This window comes from Actinomadura napierensis (genome assembly GCF_039529375.1).
Classification (GTDB): Bacteria; Actinomycetota; Actinomycetes; order Streptosporangiales; family Streptosporangiaceae; genus Spirillospora; species Spirillospora napierensis.
On record NZ_BAAAMR010000046.1, the window covers coordinates 1 to 20,275 of the forward strand.

The following is a 20,275-nucleotide window of genomic DNA, read 5'->3' on the forward strand; positions in this document are numbered from 1 at the left end:
TTTCGCGCGGAGCGCCAGCGGAGCGGGAAACGGCCTGTCGGCCGCAACGGGGGTTCCAGGGGGTCGCCCCCCTGGGAGATCAAGAGAACTCGGCGAGGGTCCTCTCGGCCTCTTCGAGCCAGGCGCGGCGGGCGCCGAGAGCCTCCTCGGCGTCCTTGACGTCCTTGTCGCGGCCGGCGGTGCGGGCCTTGTCGAGGCGCTTCTCCAGCTGCTCGATGGAGCTGCGCAGCTGGTTGACGGTGGCCTCGGCGCGGGCGCGGGCCTCGGGGTTGGTGCGGCGCCACTCCGACTCCTCCGCGGTGCGGACGGCCTCCTCGACCTTGCGGAGCCGGCCCTCGAGGCGGTCGCGCTGGTCGCGGGGCACCATGCCGGCGGCCTCCCAGCGCTCCTGGATCGCGCGCAGCGCCTGCCGGGCCTGCCGGACGTCCCGGATCGGCAGCAGCCGCTCGGCCTCGACGAGGATCTTCTCCTTCTCCTCGGCGTTGCCGCGGAACTCGGCGTCGCGCTCGGCGAACGCGGCGCTGCGGGCCTGGAAGAAGGTGTCCTGGGCGCCCTTGAAGCGGGCCCACAGGTCCTCCTCGGCGTCCCGGGCGGCGCGGCCGGCGAGCTTCCAGCGGCGCATGAGGTCGCGGTAGGCGGCGGCGGTCTCGCCCCAGTCGGTCGACTCCTGCATCGCCTCGGCCTCGGCGACGAGGCGCTCCTTCTCCCGGCGGGCCTCCTCGCGCTGGTCGTCCAGGGTCGCGAAGTACACCTTGCGGCGCTTGGTGAAGGCGTTGCGGGCCGACGACAGCCGCTTCCAGAGGGCGGTCTCGGTGGGCCGGTCGATGCGGTCGGCGGCCTTCCACTCCTCGACGAGCTGGCGCAGCCGCTCGCCGCCGTTCTTCCAGTGCGTCTCCTCGACCGCGATCCGCTCGGCCTCGGCGACGATCCGCTCCTTGATCTCGCGGGCCTCGTGCCGGTGCTGCTCGCGCTGGGCCTTGACCTCCTCGCGGCGCCGGCCGACCCGCTCGGTCAGGCCGTCCAGCCGGCGGGCGAGGGCGTCGAGGTCGCCGACGGCGTGCGCCTCGCCGACGGCCTCGCGGAGCCGGGCGATGCTGTGCTGCGCCTGGGCGGGCTGCAGGTCGGTGGTGCGGACGCGCTGTTCGAGGAGTCCGATCTCGGTGGCGAGCGCGTCGTACTTGCGCTTGAAGTAGGCCAGGGCCTCCTCAGGCGCACCGGCCTGCCAGGACCCCACGACGCGTTCGCCGTCGGACGTCCTGACGTAGACGGTGCCGTCCTCGTCCACCCGGCCCCAGGGATCGGTCGCGCTGGACACCCTTGCCTCCTGAATCGCAGGTCCGATCGGGCTCATGGCCACCGGACCCTCCACACCTTAGTATCCCGATCGCCTAAACCGGGGCGATCGCGACGTCCTGGATCGTGACCTTCTTCTTGGGCTTGCCGTCCTCCGCGGGCTCGGAGCCCGCCTTGGCGATCTTCTGCAGCACGTCCAGTCCCTTGGTGATCTTTCCGAACACGGAGTAGTTCGGGTCCAGCTGCGAATCCTTGTAGACCAGGAAGAACTGGCTGCCGTTGGTGTCGGCGCCGGAGTTCGCCATGGCGAGGGTCCCGGCCGTGTACTTGGCGTTCGCCGTGTTCTCGTCGGGGTACTCGTACCCGGGGCCGCCGCTGCCGGTACCGCTCGGGTCGCCGCACTGCAGGACGTTCAGGCCGCCACTGGTCAGCCGGTGGCAGGGGCTGTCGTCGTAGAAGTTCTTCTGGGCGAGGTAGACGAACGACCCGACCGTGCACGGCGCGGCCTTGGCGTCCAGGTCCATGACGATGTCGCCCTGGTTCGTCTTCACCGTGGCCTGGACGGTGCCCTTGTAGGCGGGCTTCTTCGGCGGTGTGCCGAGGTTCTTGACCTTGCCCGCGGGCTGGCCCGCGGTGTTGTAGGCGCAGTGCGGGCCGTCGGCCTTCGACTTGTCGTCCTTGCCGGTGAACACGACGACGGCCGCGCCTCCCACCACGACGACCGCCACCGCCACCGCGGAACTGATGATCTTGACGCGGCGGGCCTTGGCGGCCGCTTGCGCCAGCGCCTGCTGCTGCCGCTCGTAGCGCTGCCGAGCGAGCTGCTTCTTGCGGTCCTTCGCCGCCACGTGCCTGCCCTTTCGCCGTGATCAGGTGAACGTGCAGCGCATAGTAGCGGCACCCGCGCGCCGGACGGACCTCCGCCTGAACGAACGTGGAGGAAGCCGCGCCGGCCCGCGGCCGGCCCGCCGATCGCCCCGCGGGCCCTCCCGCGGGGCGCGCCGCGACACGGCGATCGCCGCATCTCGTTCGCGATGGCCGTGGCCGCGCCGGTACGCTCGGGACAAGCCCACCCGAGATGGTTTCAAGGAAGGACGACCGTGCTCGTCGCCGGGTTCCCCGCTGGATCGTTCGCCGCGAACTGCTACGTCGTGGCGCCCGCCGCGGGCGAGGAGTGCGTCATCGTCGATCCGGGCCAGGACGCCGAGGCCGGGATCGAGGAGATCCTGCGCGAGCACCGGCTCAAGCCGGTCGCGGTGCTGCTGACGCACGGCCATATCGACCACGTGTGGTCGGTGGCGCCGGTGTGCGGCGCCAAGGACGTCCCGGCCTACATCCATCCGGACGACCGCGACCTGCTCACCGACCCGGCCAAGGGGCTGTCCCTCGGCCCCGGGCAGCAGCTGTTCGGGGGCCTGGAGCTGACCGAGCCGGACGACGTGAAGGAGCTGGCGGACGGCGCGGTGCTGGAGCTCGCGGGGCTGAGCCTCACCGTCGACCACGCGCCCGGCCATACGCCCGGGTCGGTGACCTTCCGGACGCCGAGGACGCAGGAGCTGCCGGACGTGATGTTCACCGGCGACCTGCTGTTCGCCGGGTCCATCGGCCGCACCGACCTGCCCGGCGGGTCCTACGAGGACATCCTCGCGAGCCTGTCCCGGGTGTGCCTGTCCATGCCGGACGAGACGGCGGTCCTGCCCGGGCACGGCACGCAGACCACAATCGGCCGCGAACGCGTCACGAATCCGTTCCTTGCCGAGCTGACTCCGGCCGACGGGCCGAACAAGGGATTCTGAGCCTAAAAGATCATGAGTTCGAGTTTCCGGGCCCCCAAGGGGGTCAGTGAGTACGTTCCGCCGCGCGCGGACCTCTTCTACGCCATCCGCGAGGCGTTCGCCGAGCAGGCGCGGCTGGCCGGTTACGGCTACCTGGAGCTGGCCGTCTTCGAGGACACCAACCTGTTCCGGCGGGGCGTCGGGGAGTCCACCGACGTGGTGTCGAAGGAGATGTACACCTTCGAGGACCGCGGCGGCCGGTCGCTGACGCTGCGGCCCGAGTTCACCGCGACGGTGCTGCGGTCCGTCCTGGAGAACAACCTGCACAAGGGCGCGCTGCCGGTGAAGGTGTGGACGTCCGGGCCCGCGTTCCGCGCCGAGCGCCCGCAGCAGGGCCGGTACCGGCAGTTCTACCAGCTCGACCTGGAGGCGATCGGCAGCGAGGACCCGCAGATCGACGCCGAGACGATCGCGATCGCCGCGAACTGGTACCGCTCGCTCGGCCTGACGCAGGTGCGGCTGCTGCTGAACTCGCTGGGCTGCAAGGAGTGCCGTCCCGCGTACCGGGCGCTGCTGCAGGACTTCCTGCGCAGGCTCGACCTGGACGACGACACCCGCGCCCGCGTCGAGATCAACCCGCTGCGCGTCCTGGACGACAAGCGCCCGCAGGTGAAGGCGCAGCTCACGGACGCGCCGCTGATGGCCGACCACCTGTGCCCGGACTGCAAGGCCTACCACGACCGGGTCCGTGAGCTGCTGTCCGACCTCGGCATCGCCTGGGAGGACACCCCCGCCCTCGTCCGCGGCCTGGACTACTACACCCGCACCACCTACGAGTTCGACCACCCGCTGCTCGGCGCGCAGTCCGGCATCGGCGGCGGCGGACGCTACGACGGCCTGTCGGAGGACATCGGCGGCCCGCCGCTGCCCGGCATCGGGTTCGGCCTCGGCCTGGACCGCACGATCCTGGCGCTGGAGGCCGAGTCGGCGGAGGGCGAGGGCGCCGCGTTCGCCGCGAAGCCGCGCTGCGAGGTGTTCGGGGTGGCGCTCGGCGAGAACGCCGAACGCCGGCTGTTCGCCCTGGTCGCCGAGCTGCGCCGGGCCGGGATCGCCGCCGACATGTCGTTCGGCGGGAAGAGGCTGAAGGGCGCCATGAAGGACGCCGACCGGTCAGGCGCCCGGTACGCCGTGATCCTCGGTGAGCGAGATATCGCCGGCGGCGTCGCCCAGGTCAAGGATCTGGCCGAGGGCGAGCAGACCGCCGTCCCGCTCACCGGCATCACCACGACGTTGAAGGAAAGGCTCCAGAAATGATCCGCACGCACGAGGCGGGGACGCTCCGCAAGGAGCACGCCGGGCAGCAGGTCACGCTGGCCGGCTGGGTCGGCCGCCGCCGCGACCACCGCGGCGTCACGTTCATCGACCTGCGCGACGCGTCCGGCACCGCGCAGGTCGTCTTCCGCGAGGACGAGGCGGCGCACGACCTGCGCTCGGAGTTCTGCGTGAAGGTCGTCGGCGAGGTCCGGGTCCGGCCCGCCGGCAACGAGAACCCCGAACTGCCGACCGGCGACATCGAGGTCGCCGCCACCGACATCCAGGTGCTGTCGGAGTCGGCGCCGCTGCCGTTCCCGATCGAGGGCGACGTCAACGTCAACGAGGAGATCCGGCTCAAGTACCGGTACCTCGACATCCGCCGCGACGCCGTCGCGCGGGCGATGCGGATCCGGTCCGAGGCGTCCTTCCTCACCCACGAGGTCATGCGCGAGCACGGCTTCGTCAACGTCGAGACCCCGACGCTGACCCGCTCCACCCCCGAGGGCGCCCGCGACTTCCTCGTGCCCGTCCGGCTCAAGCCCGGGCACTGGTACGCGCTGCCGCAGTCCCCGCAGCTGTTCAAGCAGCTGCTGATGGTCGGCGGCCTGGAGCGCTACTACCAGATCGCCCGCTGCTACCGGGACGAGGACTTCCGCGCCGACCGGCAGCCGGAGTTCACCCAGATCGACATCGAGATGTCGTTCGCAGACCAGGACGACGTCCTGAAGGTCGGCGAGGACCTCGTCGCGCGGCTGTGGAAGGACATCGCCGGGTACGAGATCCCCCGGCCGATCCCCCACATCACCTACGCCGACGCGATGGCCCGTTACGGCTCCGACAAGCCCGACCTGCGGTTCGGCAACGAGCTGACCGACATGACCGCGTACTTCGCCGGCACGTCGTTCCGGGTGTTCCAGGCCCCGTACGTCGGCGCGGTCGTCATGCCGGGCGGCGCGTCCCAGACCCGCAAGGAGCTGGACGGCTGGCAGGACTGGGCGAAGGCCCGCGGCGCCCGCGGCCTCGCCTACGTCCTCCTGCAGGAGGACGGCACGCTCGGCGGCCCCGTCGCCAAGAACCTGTCCGACACCGAGAAGGAGGGGCTCGCCGCCAAGACCGGCGCGTCCCCCGGCGACGCGATCTTCTTCGGTGCCGGGAAGCCGCACGCCACCCAGGAACTGCTCGGCGCCGCCCGCCTGGAGATCGGCCGCCGCGGCGGCCTGATCGACGAGGCGGCGTGGAACTTCGTCTGGGTCGTCGACGCGCCGATCTTCGAGCCGGTGGAGAACGACAAGGGCGAGCAGATCGGCTGGACGTCGGTGCACCACCCGTTCACCGCGCCGAAGCCGCAGTTCGCCGACACCTTCCACGAGGACCCGGGCTCCGCGCTCGCCGACGCCTACGACCTCGTCCTCAACGGCAACGAGATCGGCGGCGGCTCCATCCGTATCCACCGCGCCGAAATGCAGCAGCGCGTGTTCGACGTGCTCGGGCTGTCGAAGGAGGAGGCCGAGTCGCAGTTCGGCTTCCTGCTGGAGGCGTTCAAGTTCGGCCCGCCGCCGCACGGCGGCATCGCGTTCGGCTGGGACCGCACCGTCATGCTGCTGGCCGGCGGGGACACCATCCGCGACGTGATCGCCTTCCCGAAGGCCGCGTCCGGTCTGGACCCGCTGACCGCCGCGCCCACCACGATCACCCCGGCGCAGCGCAAGGAGGCCGGCGTCGACGTCATCCCCGAAGACGCCCCCGCCGAGAGCTGACCGAGCGGCAACGCCGAAGGGCGGTCACCGCGGTTCCGCGGTGGCCGCCCTTCGGCGTCGTCAGCGGGTGGCGCCGCTCGTCACGCGGTAGACGTCGTAGACGCCGTCGATGGTGCGGACGGCCTTGAGGACGTGGCCGAGGTGCTTGGGGTCGCCCATCTCGAAGGTGAAGCGGGAGACGGCGACGCGGTCGCGGGTCGTGGTGACGGACGCGGACAGGATGTTGACGTGCTGGTCGGACAGCACGCGCGTCACGTCCGACAGCAGGCGGGGACGGTCGAGGGCCTCGACCTGGATCGCGACGAGGAACACCGAGTCCTCGCCGGGCGACCACTTGACGTCGATCAGCCGGTCGGGCTGCGCCTTCAGGGCGGCGACGTTGGCGCAGTCGGCCCGGTGGACGGAGACGCCGTGCCCGCGGGTGACGAAGCCGACGATGTCGTCGCCGGGGACCGGGGTGCAGCAGCGCGACAGCCGGACCCACACGTCCGGGTCGTCGGCGACGACGACGCCCGGGTCGCCCGCCGGGCGGGTCCGCTTGCGGCGGGTCGGCAGGGCGATCTCGGCGAGGTCCTCTTCGGCGCTCTCCACGCCGCCGAGGGCGTCGACGAGGCGCTGGACGACGGTCTGCGCGGACACGTGGCCCTCGCCGACCGCCGCGTACAGCGAGGACACGTCGGTATAGCGCATGTCGCGGGCGAGGGCGAGCAGCGCCTCCCCCGACATCATCCGCTGCAGCGGCATGTTCTGCTTGCGCATCGCGCGGGCGATGGAGTCCTTGCCGGACTCGATCGCGGTGTCGCGGCGCTCCTTGGAGAACCAGTGCTTGATCTTGTTGCGGGCGCGGGCGCTCTTGATGAAGCCGAGCCAGTCGCGGCTCGGGCCGGCGTCCTGCGACTTGGAGGTGAAGACCTCGACGGTGTCGCCGTTGTCGAGGGTCGATTCGAGGGGGACGAGGCGGCCGTTCACGCGGGCGCCGATACATCGGTGCCCGACCTCGGTGTGGATCGCGTACGCGAAGTCGACGGGCGTGGCGCCCTGCGGCAGCGCGATGACGTCGCCCTTCGGGGTGAAGACGAACACCTCGGAGACCGACAGGTCGAAGCGCAGCGACTCCAGGAACTCCGCCGGGTCGGCGGTCTCCTTCTGCCAGTCGAGGAGCTGGCGCAGCCACTGCATGTCGCCGGCCTTGCGGCCGCCGACCGTCTCCTCCTTGTACTTCCAGTGCGCGGCGACGCCGTACTCCGCGCGCCGGTGCATGCCCCAGGTACGGATCTGCAGCTCGACGGGCTTGCCCTCGGGGCCGATCACCGTCGTGTGCAGCGACTGGTACATGTTGAACTTCGGCATCGCGATGTAGTCCTTGAACCGGCCGGGGACCGGGTTCCATCGCGCGTGGATCGAGCCGAGGGCGGCGTAGCAGTCGCGGACGCTGTCGACGAGGACCCGGATGCCGACCAGGTCGTAGATGTCGTCGAAGCTGACGTCGCGGGCGATCATCTTCTGGTAGATCGAGTAGTAGTGCTTCGGCCGACCGGTCACGGTGGCCTTGATCCGGGCCTCGCGCAGGTCGGTGGAGACGTTCTCGATCACTTCCTGCAGGTAGACGTCGCGGCGCGGGGCGCGCTCGGACACCAGCCGGGCGATCTCGTCGAACCGCTTGGGGTACATCGTGGCGAACGCGAGGTCCTCCAGCTCCCACTTCAGCGTGTTCATCCCGAGGCGGTGCGCCAGCGGCGCGAACACCTCCAGGGTCTCGCGGGCCTTCTTCTCCTGCTTGTGCCGCGGCATGTAGCGCAGCGTCCGCATGTTGTGCAGCCGGTCGCCGAGCTTGATCACCAGGACGCGGATGTCGCGGGACATCGCCACGACCATCTTGCGGACGGTCTCGGCCTCGGCGGCCTCGCCGTACTTGACCTTGTCGAGCTTGGTGACGCCGTCGACGAGCGCGGCGATCTCGTCGCCGAAGTCGGCGCGCAGCTCCTCGAGGGCGTACTCGGTGTCCTCGACGGTGTCGTGCAGCAGCGCCGCGCACAGCGTCTCGGTGTTCATGCCGAGCTCGGCGAGGATGGTCGCGACGGCGAGCGGGTGCGTGATGTACGGGTCGCCGCTCTTGCGCTTCTGGTCGCGGTGGTAGTGCGCCGCGACGTCGTAGGCGCGCTCGATCAGCCGCAGGTCCGCCTTGGGATGGGTGTTGCGGACCGTCTTGATGAGCGGTTCGAGTACCGGGTTCATAGTGGGGCCCCGCTGGGCGCCCAACCTGGCGAGCCTGCGGCGCACCCGGGCGGCGGACGGTGGGATCGCGGCCTGCGTCGGCCTGGTCTGGGCATCGGAGGGGGTCGCTCCCGGTCCGGCGGGCGGCTGCGGTGTCGCGGGCCCTCCGACGGGGCGGGCCGCGGTGGCCGGCGCCTCGGAGGCTCCATCGGCGGAGGGCGCCGCGCTCCGCGGCTTCTCCCCTTGCGAAATGGATGATCTGCCGGCGGACGATTTCGCGGCGGACGGTTCACCGGCAGGCGGTTCACCTGCGTCCGGCTTGGTCCCCGCGGGCTTCTCGGCGGACGGCTTCTCGGCGGACGGCTTCGCCGCCGGCGGCTTCTCGGCGGGCGGTTCGGATTCCGAGGGTTCCGCGGCAGGCGATCCCGCCGCGGGCGGTTCGGTGGCGGGTGGTTCCTGGGCGGTGGCGGGCGGACGGGCGGCGGGCCGGTCGGCGGTGCGTCGCCCCGCGGCGGTGGACGCACCGGTGCCCTCGGCGGGCTCCACGGCGGCGTCCCGCTCCCGGCGGGCGTCGTCCGCGGCGTCCGCTGCGGCGTCGGTCACCGCTCCGGTCGATGCCACCTCACCGCGCACCCAGCCTCCTCAGCCCTCGCGGGCGTCGTCTCCGCGGGAACGCGCCCGTCCCCGGCGGACCCTGTTGGCGCCAGTGTATCCGCCGGTCATTTCGTCCTAGACCGTAACCAATGACTGGACGTCCAGATTCCCCAGCTTGTCGCGCCCGTGCAGGAACGACAGCTCCAGCAGCACCGACAGGCCGACGACCTCGCCGCCGCCGCGGCGGACCAGTTCGGCGGCGGCCCGGGCCGTCCCGCCGGTGGCCAGCACATCGTCGACGATCAGCACCCGGTCGCCGGGATCGAAGGCGTCGACGTGGATCTCGATCGTCTCGGTCCCGTACTCGAGATCATAGGTCTCCTCGTGCGTCCGCGAGGGCAGCTTCCCCTTTTTGCGCACCGGGACGAACCCCGCGCCGAAGTGGTAGGCGACCGGGGCGGCGAGGATGAACCCGCGCGCCTCGATCCCGACGATCTTGTCGACGGTGCCGCGGCCGTAGTGGTTGACGATCGCGTCCACGACCCCCGCGAACGCCACGTGGTCGGCCAGCAGCGGCGTGATGTCCTTGAACACCACGCCCGGCTTCGGATAGTCGTCCACGTCGCGGATCCGCTCCTGGATCAGCTTGCCGAGGTCCACCGTTTCACTCCCTGTGACGAATCCCACGTGTTCCCGCTCAGAACCGGGCCGTGCCCGCGCCCGTCACCACCGTGGGTGACCGGCGCGGGCACGGCCCGTCTCCGCTCTACTTGTTGCCGCCGCGGCGCTGCTGGCGGCTGCCGCGGCGCGGCTGCTGCCGCGGCCCCGTCTGCACGACCTTCCGGATGGTCACCCCGGTCGGCAGGCCATCGGCGGCCTCCGCCGTGTCGCCGGCGTCGTCGTCCGGTTCGTCGTCCGCCGGAGCGTCGCCGGACGCCCCGGTGGCGGCCTTGACCTTGGCGTTCCTCGCCTGCCGCTTGGCGCTCTGCTCGCGGCGGGCGATGTTCGCGCGGATCTGCTTGTACTTCGGTTCCCGCTCCTTGAGCTGGACGAGCAGCGGCGTCGCCACGCACAGCGAGGAGTAGGTACCGATGATCATGCCGACGAACAGGGCGAGCGACAGGTCCTTCAGGGTGCCCGCGCCGAACAGCGTGGTGCCGATGAACAGGATCGCGCCGACCGGCAGGATCGCGACCAGCGAGGTGTTCAGCGACCGGACCAGCGTGCTGCTCAGGGCCTGGTTCGCCGCCTCGCTGTAGGTCGTCCTGGAGGTCGCCGTCAGCGGCCTGGTGACCTCCTTGATCATGTCGAAGACGACCACCGCGTCGTACAGCGAGTATCCGAGGATCGTCAGGAACCCCAGCAGCGTCGCGGGGGTGACCTCGAACCCGGACCAGGCGTACACGCCCGCGGTGATGATCAGGTCGTGCACCAGGGCGACGACCGCGGCGAGCGCCATCCGCCACTCGAACGCCACCGACAGGTAGCCGATGATCAGGATCATGAAGACGACCAGCGCCTGCCACGCCTTCTTCTGGATCTCCCCGCCCCAGGAGGCGCCGACCACCTGGGTGCTGACCTTGCTGGCGGGGACCTTCAGCTCCTTGGTGATGTTCGCCTTGACCTCGGTGACCCGGTCCGAGGGCAGGCTCTCGGTGGTGACCCGCCAGTCCTCGCCGGCCTTCTGCACGATCGCCTCGTGGGTGCCGGCGCCCGTGACGGCGCCGCGCACCTGCTCGATCGAGGAGCTCTGCGCCTTGAAGGTGAAGACCGACCCGCCCTTGAACTCCACGCCGAAGTTGAGGCCCTGGATCAGCAGCCCGGCGATCGACAGGATCAGCAACGCCCCGGACAGCGAGTACCAGATCCTCGGCTTGCCGACGATGTCGGCGCTGATCTCGCCTCGGTAGATCCGGGAGATGACCGCGCGCAGCCCCATGTCTCAGGCCTCCTGGCTCGTCTTGCGGGCGGTGGCGCCGGCGGTGTCCGGCGTGGTGCGGCGCAGCCGCTTGGCGTCCAGCCCCGACATCGGATGGCCCCGGCCGAAGAACCTCGTCCGCGACAGCAGCGCGACCATCGGCTTGGTGAAGAAGAACACCACCACGATGTCGATCAGCGTGGTCAGGCCCATCGCGAACGCGAACCCGGCGACGCCGCCGACCGCGAGGAAGTACAGCACCAGGGCGGCCAGGAAGGTCACGGCGTCGGCGACCAGGATGGTGCGCCGCGCCCGCTTCCAGGCGTTCTCCACCGAGGAGCGGAGCTTGCGGCCCGCTCTCAGCTCGTCCCGCAGCCGCTCGAAGTAGACGATGAACGAGTCGGCGGTGATGCCGATCGACACGATCAGGCCGATGATGTGCGGCAGCGAGAGCCGGAAGCCCATCCCCTCGCCGAGGATCACCACCGCCTCGTAGGTGATCACGGAGGCCACGACCAGGCTGGACACCGCGACGAGGCCGAGGCCCCGGTAGTAGAGCAGGCAGTAGACGACGACCAGGCCGAGGCCGATCGCGCCGGCGATCAGGCCGCCGGTCAGCTGGTCGGAGCCGAGCGTGGACGACACCTCGTCGATGGAGCTCTGCTTGAACTCCAGCGGCAGCGCCCCGTACTTCAGCACGTTCGCCAGGTCGGTCGCGTACTGCTGGGTGAAGCTGTCGGCGGGCCCGTCGATGCTGGCGTTGCCGCCGGTGATCGCGCCCTGGTTGATCTGCGGCGCGGACACGACCTGGCCGTCCAGCACGATCGCGACCTGCGCCTGCGGCGCGGACGGGTCTCCCTGGTAGGCCTTGGACGCGTCGGTGGTGACGTCGCCGAACTGCTTGGCGCCCTTGCCGTCGAACTTCAGCGACACCGACCAGCTCGCCTGGCCCTGCTGGGAGTTCGGCGGCATCGCGGTCGCGCTCTTGACGTTCTCGCCCAGCACCCGGACCGGCCCGAGGATGTACTTGCCGATCTGGCCGTCCTCGACCTTCTGGGCGCACGCCGCGACGAACTTGCGGTTCGGGTCGTTGGAGCCCGGCGCGTGGCGGTCGCCGTTGTAGCAGTCGAGCGACTCGAACTGCTGGATGACCGCCTTGTCGGTGACGCCGGGGTAGGTCTGGGCGCCGGTGGACGGCGACGGGGACACCAGCGGCGAGGTCGGCGACGCCGAGGGCGACGGCGAGCCCGACCCGGACGGGTTCGGCGTCGGCGCCGCGAGGGCGTCCGAGACCGCCCGCTTGCGCGGCGTCGCGGACGACGACGCGGAGGGGGACGCCGTCGGGGACGCCGAGGAGGACGGCGTGGAGCCCGGGCTCGCCTTGCCGGTCGGGCTCGCGGACGGCGAGGGGGTGGCCCCGCCGGCCGTCGGCTTGCCGTCGGTGTAGGCGAACACCTGCCGGAACTGCAGCTTGGCGGTCGTGCCGATCAGCCCGACGACGCGGCCCTGCCCCTCGCCGGGCACGTTCACCACGATGTTGTTGCTGCCCTGCTTGGCGACCTCGGCGTCGGACACGCCCAGACCGTTGACCCGCTGCGTCATGATCTTGACGGCCTGGTTCATCAGGTCCGCCGGCGGGTTCTTCCCCTTCTCGGTCTTGGCGGTGAGCGTGACGGTCGTCCCGCCCGCCAGGTCCAGGCCGAGCTTGGGCTTGGTCTGTCCCTGCAGGAGCGCGACGCCGGCCAGGATCGCGATGACCGCGAAGAGCGCGAAGAGCGTGCGCCCGGGCTTGGGAACGTTGCTAGGCGAGGCCACTGGTCGTTTTCTTTCCCGTCTCGAGTCGTTGCCGGAGGCGCGTCAGGCCGAGGGCTTCTCCCCGGCCTTGGCCTTCGCCTTGGGCTTGGACTCTTCGGCCTCGTCCTCGTCGAGCTCGTCGAGGCCGGCGGTGTCCTTGGACAGGTCCACCTCGGACGGCTCGTCCTTGACCAGGTCGACGCGCTCGTCGTCCTCGTCGGCCTCGAGCTCGTCCTCGTCGGCCTCGTCGTCCAGCTCCTCGGGCTCGTCGTCCTTGAGGACCTGCATGACGGCCTGCTTGACGAAGTGGACCTCGACGCCCGGCGCGATCTCCAGCAGGAGACCGTCGTCGTCGACGGAGACCACGGTGGCGCGGATGCCGCTGGTCGTCAGCACCCGGGCACCCGGCTCCATGGCGGTCTGCATGTTCATCTGCTCCTTGCGCCGCTTGCTCTGCGGGCGGATGAGCAGGAAGTAGAACACCACGGGGACGGCGAGGAGCAGCAGCAGGTTGAAACCCCCGCTGCCGCCGGACGACGCCGCCAAAATCATGTCGCTGCCCATTACTGGGGCATCCTTCCGATGTGGTTTGCCCAGCCTGTGACCGGATCGGCCACCCCATGGGGAACGCGGGCTGGAGACGGTGGAACCAAGTCCCGGAGTCTAGAGAGTACGCGAGACCCCGGCAACGACGTGACGATCCGCGGTGCCGGGAAGTTCCCATCCCGTTACAACATGATCACTATTCGGGCCGATCGGCGTCGTCGTCCACCTCGAACAGCGTACCGGCCATCGGGGAGGAGGCCGGTTGGGCGATGCCCAGATGCGCCCACGCGGCGGGCGTCGCGATGCGCCCGCGGGGCGTCCTGGCCAGCAGACCCTGCCGGACGAGGAACGGCTCGGCGACGACCTCGACCGTCTCGGGCTCCTCCCCCACCGACACCGCCAGCGTCGACAGCCCCACCGGCCCGCCGCCGAACTTGCGCATCAGCGACTCCAGGACGGCCCGGTCGAGCCGGTCGAGACCACGCTCGTCGACCTCGTACAGTTTGAGCGCCACTTGCGCCAGATCCCGCGTGATCACGCCGTCGGCGCGGACCTCGGCGTAGTCGCGGACGCGGCGCAGCAGCCGGTTGGCGATCCGGGGCGTCCCCCGGGACCGCCCGGCGATCTCGGCGGCGCCGTCGTCGGTGATCTCCACGTCCAGCAGCCGCGCCGACCGCCGGACGATCACCTCCAGCTCGGCGGGCGCGTAGAAGTCCATGTGCGCGACGAACCCGAACCGGTCGCGCAGCGGCCCCGGCAGCATCCCCGCCCGGGTCGTCGCGCCGACCAGCATGAACGGCGCGATGTCCAGCGGGATCGCGGTCGCGCCCGGCCCCTTGCCCACGACGACGTCGACCCGGAAGTCCTCCATCGCCATGTAGAGCATCTCCTCGGCCGGGCGCGCCAGCCGGTGGATCTCGTCCAGGAACAGCACCTCGCCCTCGGCGAGCGTGGACAGCACCGCCGCGAGGTCGCCGGCCCGCTCGATCGCCGGACCCGAGGAAATCCGCAGCGGCTGCCCCAGCTCCGCCGCGATGATCATGGCGAGGGTGGTCTTGCCGAGGCCCGGGCCGCCCGACAGCAGCACGTGGTCGGGCGTCCGGCCGCGCCGCAGCGCGCCTCGCAGCACCAGCGACAGCTGCTCGCGGACGCGCTCCTGCCCGACGAAGTCGGCCAGCTTCTTCGGCCGCAGCGCGGCCTCGATCACCTGCTCCTCGGCGCCCTCCGCGTCCGCCGAGACGAGCCGGTCCGCCTCGTCCATCACTTGGCGAGCTTCTTGAGCGCGGACCTCAGCAGGGTCGCGACCGGGGGCGCCTCGGCGCCGTCCAGGTCGGCGGCGACGGCGTCCACCGCGGCGTCGGCGTCCTTGGCGGACCAGCCGAGGTTGACCAGCCCCATCTGGACCTGCGGGCGCCACGCCTGCGCGGCGGCGGGCGCGCGGACGTCGCCGGCGGTGTCGCCGACCGGGCCGCCGAGCCGGTCCCTCAGCTCCAGGACGATGCGCTGGGCGCCCTTCTTGCCGATCCCCGGCACCTTGGTCAGCGCGGCCAGGTCCTCGGTGGCGACCGCGCGGCGCAGCGCGTTCGGGGTGTGCACGGCGAGCATCGCCAGGGCCAGGCGGGGGCCGACGCCGCTGGCGGTCTGCAGCAGCTCGAAGACCGCGCGCTCGTCGTCGTCGGCGAACCCGAACAGGGTCAGCGAGTCCTCCCGGACGACCAGCGAGGTGGCCACCTTCGCCTGGTCGCCGACCCGCAGCCCGGCGAGCGTGGCGGGCGTGCACTGCACCGCGAGGCCGACGCCGTGCACGTCGATCACTGCGCCGTCCGGCCCGGCGGCGGCCACCTGGCCGCTGACGAAGGCGATCACTTGATGCTTCCTCCTGTGCTCGGGTCCTTCCGGCGGACGCCCCGGGGGGCCGGGGGGCCGTCCCCTGGGGCGGTGCCGCCGCGGGCGGCGAGCCGCTCGCGCTCGGCCTGCGCCGCCTGCTCGATCCGCGCGACCTGCGCCCGCGCGAGCCGCTGCTGCGCTCCCCCGCGCCACACGTGGCAGATGGCGAGCGCGAGCGCGTCGGCCGCGTCCGCGGGCCTGGGCGCCGTCTCCAGGTTCAGCAGCCGGGTCACCATCGTGGTCACCTGCGCCTTGTCGGCGCGGCCGTTGCCGGTGACGGCGGCCTTGGCCTCGCTCGGGGTGTGCAGCGCGACGGGCAGGCCGCGCCGGGCGGCGGCCAGCATCGCGATGCCGGCGGCCTGCGCGGTGCCCATCACCGTGCGGACGTTGTGCTGGGAGAACACCCGCTCGACGGCGACGGCGTCGGGGCGCAGTTCGTCCATCAGCGCCTCGATCCCCCGCTCGACGCCCAGCAGCCGCAGCGCGTGGTCCTCGCCGGGGTCCGTCCGGACCACCGACACGTGGACCAGGTGCAGCCGCTTGCCGGGCGCGCCCTCGACGACCCCCACCCCGCACCGGGTGAGCCCGGGGTCCACCCCCATCACCCGCACGGCCGCTCCTTCGATCATGTGTTCGGCCGAACACGCTACCAACTCAGGATGACATCGTCCGCCTGCGGCGGGCGTGTCCCGCTAGAAGTAGTCGAGGGAGAAGGGGGTGGCCGCGAACGGGGCGGAAAGCGCCCCCGCGTCCCCGCCCTGCAGCAGCCCGGCACCGCGCAGGGTCGCGACCGGAACGCCGGCGTAGAGCGCGGACAGGCCCCGCACGCCCAGCCGGACGGCGGCGGCATCCTCTCCGGAACGCTCCAGCCGCCCTTCGCCGTCCTTGATCTCCAGGCGCCAGTGCCCGGAGTTCGCGGGCCGCTGCGGGTCGTCGATCTCCAGCGGAACCGCGGCGGTCACGCCCTCCGGGTAGCCGCGCGCCGCGATCGCGGCGGGCGCGTCCACCACCCGCAGCATCCACTGGCTGCGCTGGACGGTCTCCTTCTCACGCTCGCCCGGCAGCCACAGGACCGGGTCCATGGGCGACACGCACGCACGGACGGTCGGGGCCGTCGAGGAGCCGGAGCCCACGATGCCCCACAGCGCGCGCAGCGTCCGCTCCGAGGACGCCACGGCCCGAACGACCTCCAGCGCCGTGTTCCCCGTGGCCCAGCGGTAGGCGAGGAACCCGTCCTCGGCCAGGTGGCAGTACGTGTCGCGGTCGTCGAGGAAGGCCGGCCACATGCTCCCGTGCCAGCCGATCGGACCGCAGTCGCCGGCGGCCGCGTGGGCGCGGCCGATCACGGCCGCGACCTCCGCCGCGTCACCGGGCCCGGCGCGGCGGACCGGCACCCGCTCGGCGGCGATGCCGCGCAGCGCCTCGGCCGGGATCTCGATCTTGTGCTGGGCGCCGGCGTGCTCCCAGCCGAGCGACCGGTAGATCCGCGTCGTCGCCGGGTACAGCATCGACAGCGCATGCCCGAACCCGGCGCAGCGCTCCAGGATGTCGGTCATCAGGCGGCGTCCGAGCCCGCGCCCGCGCTCCTCCGGCGCGACCGTGATGCCGCCGATGCCGCCCATCGAGACCGCCCGCCCGTGCCACCACTGGGTCATGTCGTGGATGCGGCCCGTCGCCACGACGCGGTCGCCGTCGAAGCCCGCGAACTGCCGCCCCGCCGCCAGCACCGGCGCGGTGTGGCGCATCGTCGCCTCCCACTCGGCGTCCGGCAGCGCCCCGAAGGCGCGGGCGCGGATGTCGCGGGTGGTGTCCATCTCGCCGGGTTCGAGGGCACGGATCTCCATGATCCCGACCGTAGGCCATGCCGGTGGCCTCCCGGAACGCCGAGCGCCGCCGCGCCTCGCGGGCTGCGGCGGCGTTCACGGCACGGGACGCGCCTCAGGCGTCGATCTTCTCCATGACCTCGTCGCTCACGTCGAAGTTGGCGTAGACGTCCTGGACGTCGTCGGAGTCCTCCAGGGCGTCCAGGAGGCGGAAGACCTTCTTGGCGTTGTCCTCGTCCAGCGGGACGGTCACGCTGGGCAGGAACTTGCTCTCGGCCGACTCGTAGTCGATGCCGGCCTCCACGAGGGCGGTGCGGACCGCGACCAGGTCGCCGGCCTCGCTCACGACCTCGAAGTTCTCCTCGTCGAGCTCGTTGACCTCTTCGGCGCCGGCGTCCAGGACGGCCATCATGACGTCGTCCTCGCTGGTGCCCGCCTTCGGGACGATCACGACGCCCTTGCGGGTGAACATGTACGAGACCGAGCCCGGGTCGGCGAGGGAGCCGCCGTTGCGGGTGAGGGCCACCCGGACCTCGGAGGCCGCGCGGTTGCGGTTGTCGGTCAGGCACTCGATCAGCACGGCGACACCACCGGGGGCGTAGCCCTCGTAGGTGATGTTCTGCCAGTCCGCGCCCCCGGCCTCCTCACCGGCGCCGCGCTTGCGCGCGCGCTCGATGTTGTCGTTGGGGACGGAGTTCTTCTTCGCCTTGTAGATGGCGTCGTAGAGGGTGGGGTTGGCGTCGGGGTCGCCGCCGCCGGTGCGGGCCGCCACCTCGATGTTCTTGATCAGCTTGGCGAAGAGCTTGCCCCGCTTGGCGTCGAGGGCCGCCTTCTTGTGCTTGGTCGTCGCCCATTTGGAATGGCCGGACATTCAGTCAATCCTCCTTGCGCATCGCCCGGCGCACCAGATCGGCGAAGTAGTGGTGCACGCGGAAGTCGCCCGTCAGCTCCGGGTGGAAGGCGGTCGCCATCAGGCGGCCCTGGCGGACGGCGACGATCCTACCGGCGTTCGGCCCGGTCTCGGCGCGTCCGAGGACCTCGACGGCGTCGCCGACGGACTCCACCCAGGGCGCGCGGATGAAAACGGCGTGGTACGGCGTGTCCCCCATACCGGTCAGGGGGACGTCGGACTCGAAGGAGTCGACCTGCCGGCCGAACGCGTTGCGCCGCACGGTCATGTCGATCCCGCCGACGGTCTCCTGGCCCGCCACGCCGTCCCGGATCCGGTCCGCCAGCATGATCATGCCGGCGCAGGAGCCGTAGGCGGGCATGCCGGCCTCGATCCGCTTGCGCAGCGGCTCCAGCAGCTCGAACGCGCGCGCCAGCCGCCACATGGTGGTGGACTCCCCGCCCGGCAGGACCAGCCCGTCGACCTGGTCGACCTCCTCGGCGCGGCGCACGGTCACGGTGCGCGCCCCGGCCTGTTCGAGCGCGCGGGCGTGCTCGAGCACGTCGCCCTGGAGGGCGAGGACGCCGATCGTCGGTACGGCAGCAGTCACGTGGGGAACCTCTCGGGGGATCGCGCGGACGCACGGGCATGTCGCAGCCCTGGACGTCCCTTACAACACCGCGGGACGCGGTGGATCTTCCCGCTCCGGCCGCCGGTCAGGCGTGCTTGAAGCGGCGGAGGGGGAGCTCGAGGGGCAGGAAGCCGTCCTTGCCGCGGTCGGCGATGCCGCGGCCGAACATGTGCGCCTCGGCGAGCGCGAGCCCGAACTCCTCGTGGTCGAAGGGCAGCGGCACGTCCGGCGCGCCGGCGTCGATGGCCCGCCAGAACGGCAGCTCCGCGGGGAGCCGCTCGCCCTGGTCGACGACGACGCCGTCCTCGGCGGTGACGAACACGTCGCGGAGCAGCTCGCCCGCGGTGTACCAGCGGAACCAGCAGCCGCGGATGACCGTGTGCAGGACCAGCACGCCGCAGGAGGCGCCGGGCAGCGCGGCGGCCGCGGTGTCGGCGATCCGGCGGGCGTCGTCGTCCAGGCAGAACAGCCGCCGGTCGCACAGCAGCAGCGCCCGCTCGAACGCGCCGACGAACAACTCGTCCTCGTACGGCCAGAGCGCGAAGTCCAGGACCGTGTCGCCGGTCTCGGTGAGGGTGGCCGCCGGGTAGAGGCCGCGCGCGATCCGCGCGGCCGCGTCCGGGTCGGGCACCAGGCCCGGCCGGAACACCTCGGTGGGTTCACCCGCGCTCGCGCACGCCAGCGCGACGGACCAAGCCATGCTCTCCCCTCCCGCGGCCGGGCACCGCGCAGGGGCGCCCGGTCTCCGGGGGGCCCGCCCCGGTGACCCGGCCCCTCACCGGCCGCGCCGCCAGCGTAATCCCTCCGGCGGCGCGCCGGGGAGGGGGACCCTGCCGGCGGAACGGGTCACCAGCCGCGGTGGGCGAACTTCTGGTCCTCGCCGAGGGAGGCGACGTTGATGCCGACCATGGCGTCGCCGAGGCCGCGGGACACCTTGGCGATCACGCCGGGGTCGTCGTGGAAGGTGGTGGCCTTGACGATCGCCTCGGCGCGCTGCGCGGGGTTGCCGGCCTTGAAGATGCCGGAGCCGACGAACACGCCCTCGGCGCCGAGCTGCATCATCATCGCGGCGTCGGCGGGGGTGGCGATGCCGCCGGCGGTGAACAGCACCACGGGGAGCTTGCCGGCCCGCGCGACCTCCTTGACGAGCTCGTAGGGGGCCTGCAGCTCCTTGGCGGCGACGTACAGCTCGTCCTCCGCCAGGTTCTGCAGCCGGCGGATCTCCTGCCGGATCCGCCGCATGTGCGTGGTGGCGTTGGAGACGTCGCCGGTGCCGGCCTCGCCCTTGGAGCGGATCATCGCCGCGCCCTCGGTGATGCGGCGCAGCGCCTCGCCGAGGTTGGTGGCGCCGCACACGAAGGGGACGGTGAACGCCCACTTGTCGATGTGGTTCTCGTAGTCGGCCGGGGTGAGCACCTCGGACTCGTCGACGTAGTCGACGCCGAGGGCCTGCAGCAACTGGGCCTCGACGAAGTGGCCGATGCGGGCCTTGGCCATGACGGGGATGGAGACGGCACCGATGATGCCGTCGATCATGTCGGGGTCGCTCATCCGGGAGATGCCGCCCTCGGCGCGGATGTCGGCGGGCACCCGCTCCAGCGCCATCACCGCGACCGCGCCGGCGTCCTCGGCGATCTTCGCCTGCTCGGGGGTGACGACGTCCATGATCACGCCGCCCTTGAGCATCTCCGCCATGCCGCGCTTGACGCGGGCGGTCCCGGTCTCGGGCGCGTTCTCCGGGGCGGAATTCAAAGTGGACACGGGCATTCCTCACGTGCGCGGACGACAGGTCGCCTTCCATGATATTGCCTGCTCGAGGGCCGTTTCGACGCCCCTCCGG

18 protein-coding genes are annotated in these 20,275 nt (G+C 71.8%); 3 read left to right on the forward strand and 15 right to left on the reverse strand.

Annotated features, from left to right (window positions below):
* Nucleotides 1–79: 79 nt before the first annotated feature.
* Together ABD296_RS24570 and ABD296_RS24575 are read right to left on the reverse strand one after the other, a co-directional pair.
* On the reverse strand, nt 80–1,351 hold the full coding sequence (locus ABD296_RS24570; protein ID WP_344271417.1) for a DUF349 domain-containing protein: 1,272 nt from the start codon (nt 1,349–1,351) through the stop codon (nt 80–82).
* A gap of 37 nt (nt 1,352–1,388) precedes the next feature.
* Nucleotides 1,389–2,141 (reverse strand): peptidylprolyl isomerase, encoded by a 753-nt coding sequence (locus ABD296_RS24575; protein ID WP_344271420.1) that lies wholly within the window; start codon nt 2,139–2,141, stop codon nt 1,389–1,391.
* A 252-nt stretch (nt 2,142–2,393) separates the two neighbouring features.
* Between ABD296_RS24575 and ABD296_RS24580 the strand changes: the two genes are divergently transcribed.
* Genes ABD296_RS24580 through aspS form a run of 3 tightly spaced genes read left to right on the forward strand, consistent with a single transcriptional unit; the run spans nt 2,394 to nt 6,139 of the window.
* A complete protein-coding gene (locus ABD296_RS24580) occupies nt 2,394–3,089 on the forward strand; it encodes an MBL fold metallo-hydrolase (RefSeq protein ID WP_344271423.1) in 696 nt (231 codons plus the stop codon).
* Nucleotides 3,090–3,101: 12 nt separating this feature from the next.
* Nucleotides 3,102–4,382, forward strand: coding sequence for a histidine--tRNA ligase (gene hisS / locus ABD296_RS24585; protein WP_344271426.1), 1,281 nt, complete (start codon nt 3,102–3,104; stop codon nt 4,380–4,382).
* Entirely contained in the window at nt 4,379–6,139 is a 1,761-nt protein-coding gene (gene aspS, locus ABD296_RS24590; protein WP_344271429.1) for an aspartate--tRNA ligase, read from the forward strand. Before hisS ends, aspS begins: the two co-directional genes overlap by 4 nt.
* A 60-nt stretch (nt 6,140–6,199) precedes the next feature.
* Here aspS and ABD296_RS24595 read toward each other — a convergent pair whose 3' ends face one another.
* The 13 genes from ABD296_RS24595 to pdxS all read right to left on the reverse strand — a co-directional run bounded on the left by ABD296_RS24595 (nt 6,200) and on the right by pdxS (nt 20,202).
* On the reverse strand, nt 6,200–8,374 hold the full coding sequence (locus ABD296_RS24595; RefSeq protein ID WP_344271614.1) for a RelA/SpoT family protein: 2,175 nt from the start codon (nt 8,372–8,374) through the stop codon (nt 6,200–6,202).
* Nucleotides 8,375–9,082: 708 nt separating this feature from the next.
* On the reverse strand, nt 9,083–9,607 hold the full coding sequence (locus tag ABD296_RS24600; protein WP_344271431.1) for an adenine phosphoribosyltransferase: 525 nt from the start codon (nt 9,605–9,607) through the stop codon (nt 9,083–9,085).
* A gap of 106 nt (nt 9,608–9,713) precedes the next feature.
* On the reverse strand, nt 9,714–10,886 hold the full coding sequence (gene secF, locus ABD296_RS24605) for a protein translocase subunit SecF (RefSeq protein WP_344271435.1): 1,173 nt from the start codon (nt 10,884–10,886) through the stop codon (nt 9,714–9,716).
* Nucleotides 10,887–10,889: 3 nt separating this feature from the next.
* On the reverse strand, nt 10,890–12,680 hold the full coding sequence (gene secD / locus ABD296_RS24610; protein WP_344271437.1) for a protein translocase subunit SecD: 1,791 nt from the start codon (nt 12,678–12,680) through the stop codon (nt 10,890–10,892).
* A 42-nt stretch (nt 12,681–12,722) separates the two neighbouring features.
* A complete protein-coding gene (yajC, locus tag ABD296_RS24615; protein WP_344271439.1) occupies nt 12,723–13,223 on the reverse strand; it encodes a preprotein translocase subunit YajC in 501 nt (166 codons plus the stop codon).
* A 178-nt stretch (nt 13,224–13,401) separates the two neighbouring features.
* The gene (gene ruvB / locus ABD296_RS24620; protein ID WP_344271442.1) at nt 13,402–14,466 is read right to left on the reverse strand and encodes a Holliday junction branch migration DNA helicase RuvB; all 1,065 of its coding nucleotides are present in this window, start codon (nt 14,464–14,466) and stop codon (nt 13,402–13,404) included.
* Nucleotides 14,466–15,071 carry a Holliday junction branch migration protein RuvA gene (gene ruvA / locus ABD296_RS24625; protein ID WP_344271445.1) on the reverse strand — a complete coding sequence of 202 codons (606 nt, stop codon included), beginning with the start codon at nt 15,069–15,071 and terminating at the stop codon, nt 14,466–14,468. The genes ruvB and ruvA overlap by 1 nt, the downstream gene beginning before the upstream one ends.
* Nucleotides 15,068–15,703 (reverse strand): crossover junction endodeoxyribonuclease RuvC, encoded by a 636-nt coding sequence (gene ruvC / locus ABD296_RS24630; RefSeq protein WP_344271616.1) that lies wholly within the window; start codon nt 15,701–15,703, stop codon nt 15,068–15,070. Before ruvC ends, ruvA begins: the two co-directional genes overlap by 4 nt.
* A gap of 81 nt (nt 15,704–15,784) precedes the next feature.
* Nucleotides 15,785–16,936: a GNAT family N-acetyltransferase gene (locus ABD296_RS24635; RefSeq protein WP_344271448.1), complete on the reverse strand. Its 1,152-nt coding sequence runs from the start codon at nt 16,934–16,936 to the stop codon at nt 15,785–15,787.
* Between the two features lie 94 nt (nt 16,937–17,030).
* Complete coding sequence (locus ABD296_RS24640; RefSeq protein WP_344271451.1) at nt 17,031–17,786, reverse strand: YebC/PmpR family DNA-binding transcriptional regulator; 756 nt, start codon at nt 17,784–17,786, stop codon at nt 17,031–17,033.
* A gap of 4 nt (nt 17,787–17,790) precedes the next feature.
* Nucleotides 17,791–18,414 (reverse strand): pyridoxal 5'-phosphate synthase glutaminase subunit PdxT, encoded by a 624-nt coding sequence (pdxT, locus tag ABD296_RS24645; protein WP_344271454.1) that lies wholly within the window; start codon nt 18,412–18,414, stop codon nt 17,791–17,793.
* Nucleotides 18,415–18,520: 106 nt separating this feature from the next.
* Nucleotides 18,521–19,135 carry a DUF6928 family protein gene (locus ABD296_RS24650; RefSeq protein ID WP_344271457.1) on the reverse strand — a complete coding sequence of 205 codons (615 nt, stop codon included), beginning with the start codon at nt 19,133–19,135 and terminating at the stop codon, nt 18,521–18,523.
* A 146-nt stretch (nt 19,136–19,281) separates the two neighbouring features.
* Nucleotides 19,282–20,202 carry a pyridoxal 5'-phosphate synthase lyase subunit PdxS gene (gene pdxS / locus ABD296_RS24655; RefSeq protein ID WP_455363863.1) on the reverse strand — a complete coding sequence of 307 codons (921 nt, stop codon included), beginning with the start codon at nt 20,200–20,202 and terminating at the stop codon, nt 19,282–19,284.
* Between the last annotated feature and the right edge of the window lie 73 nt (nt 20,203–20,275).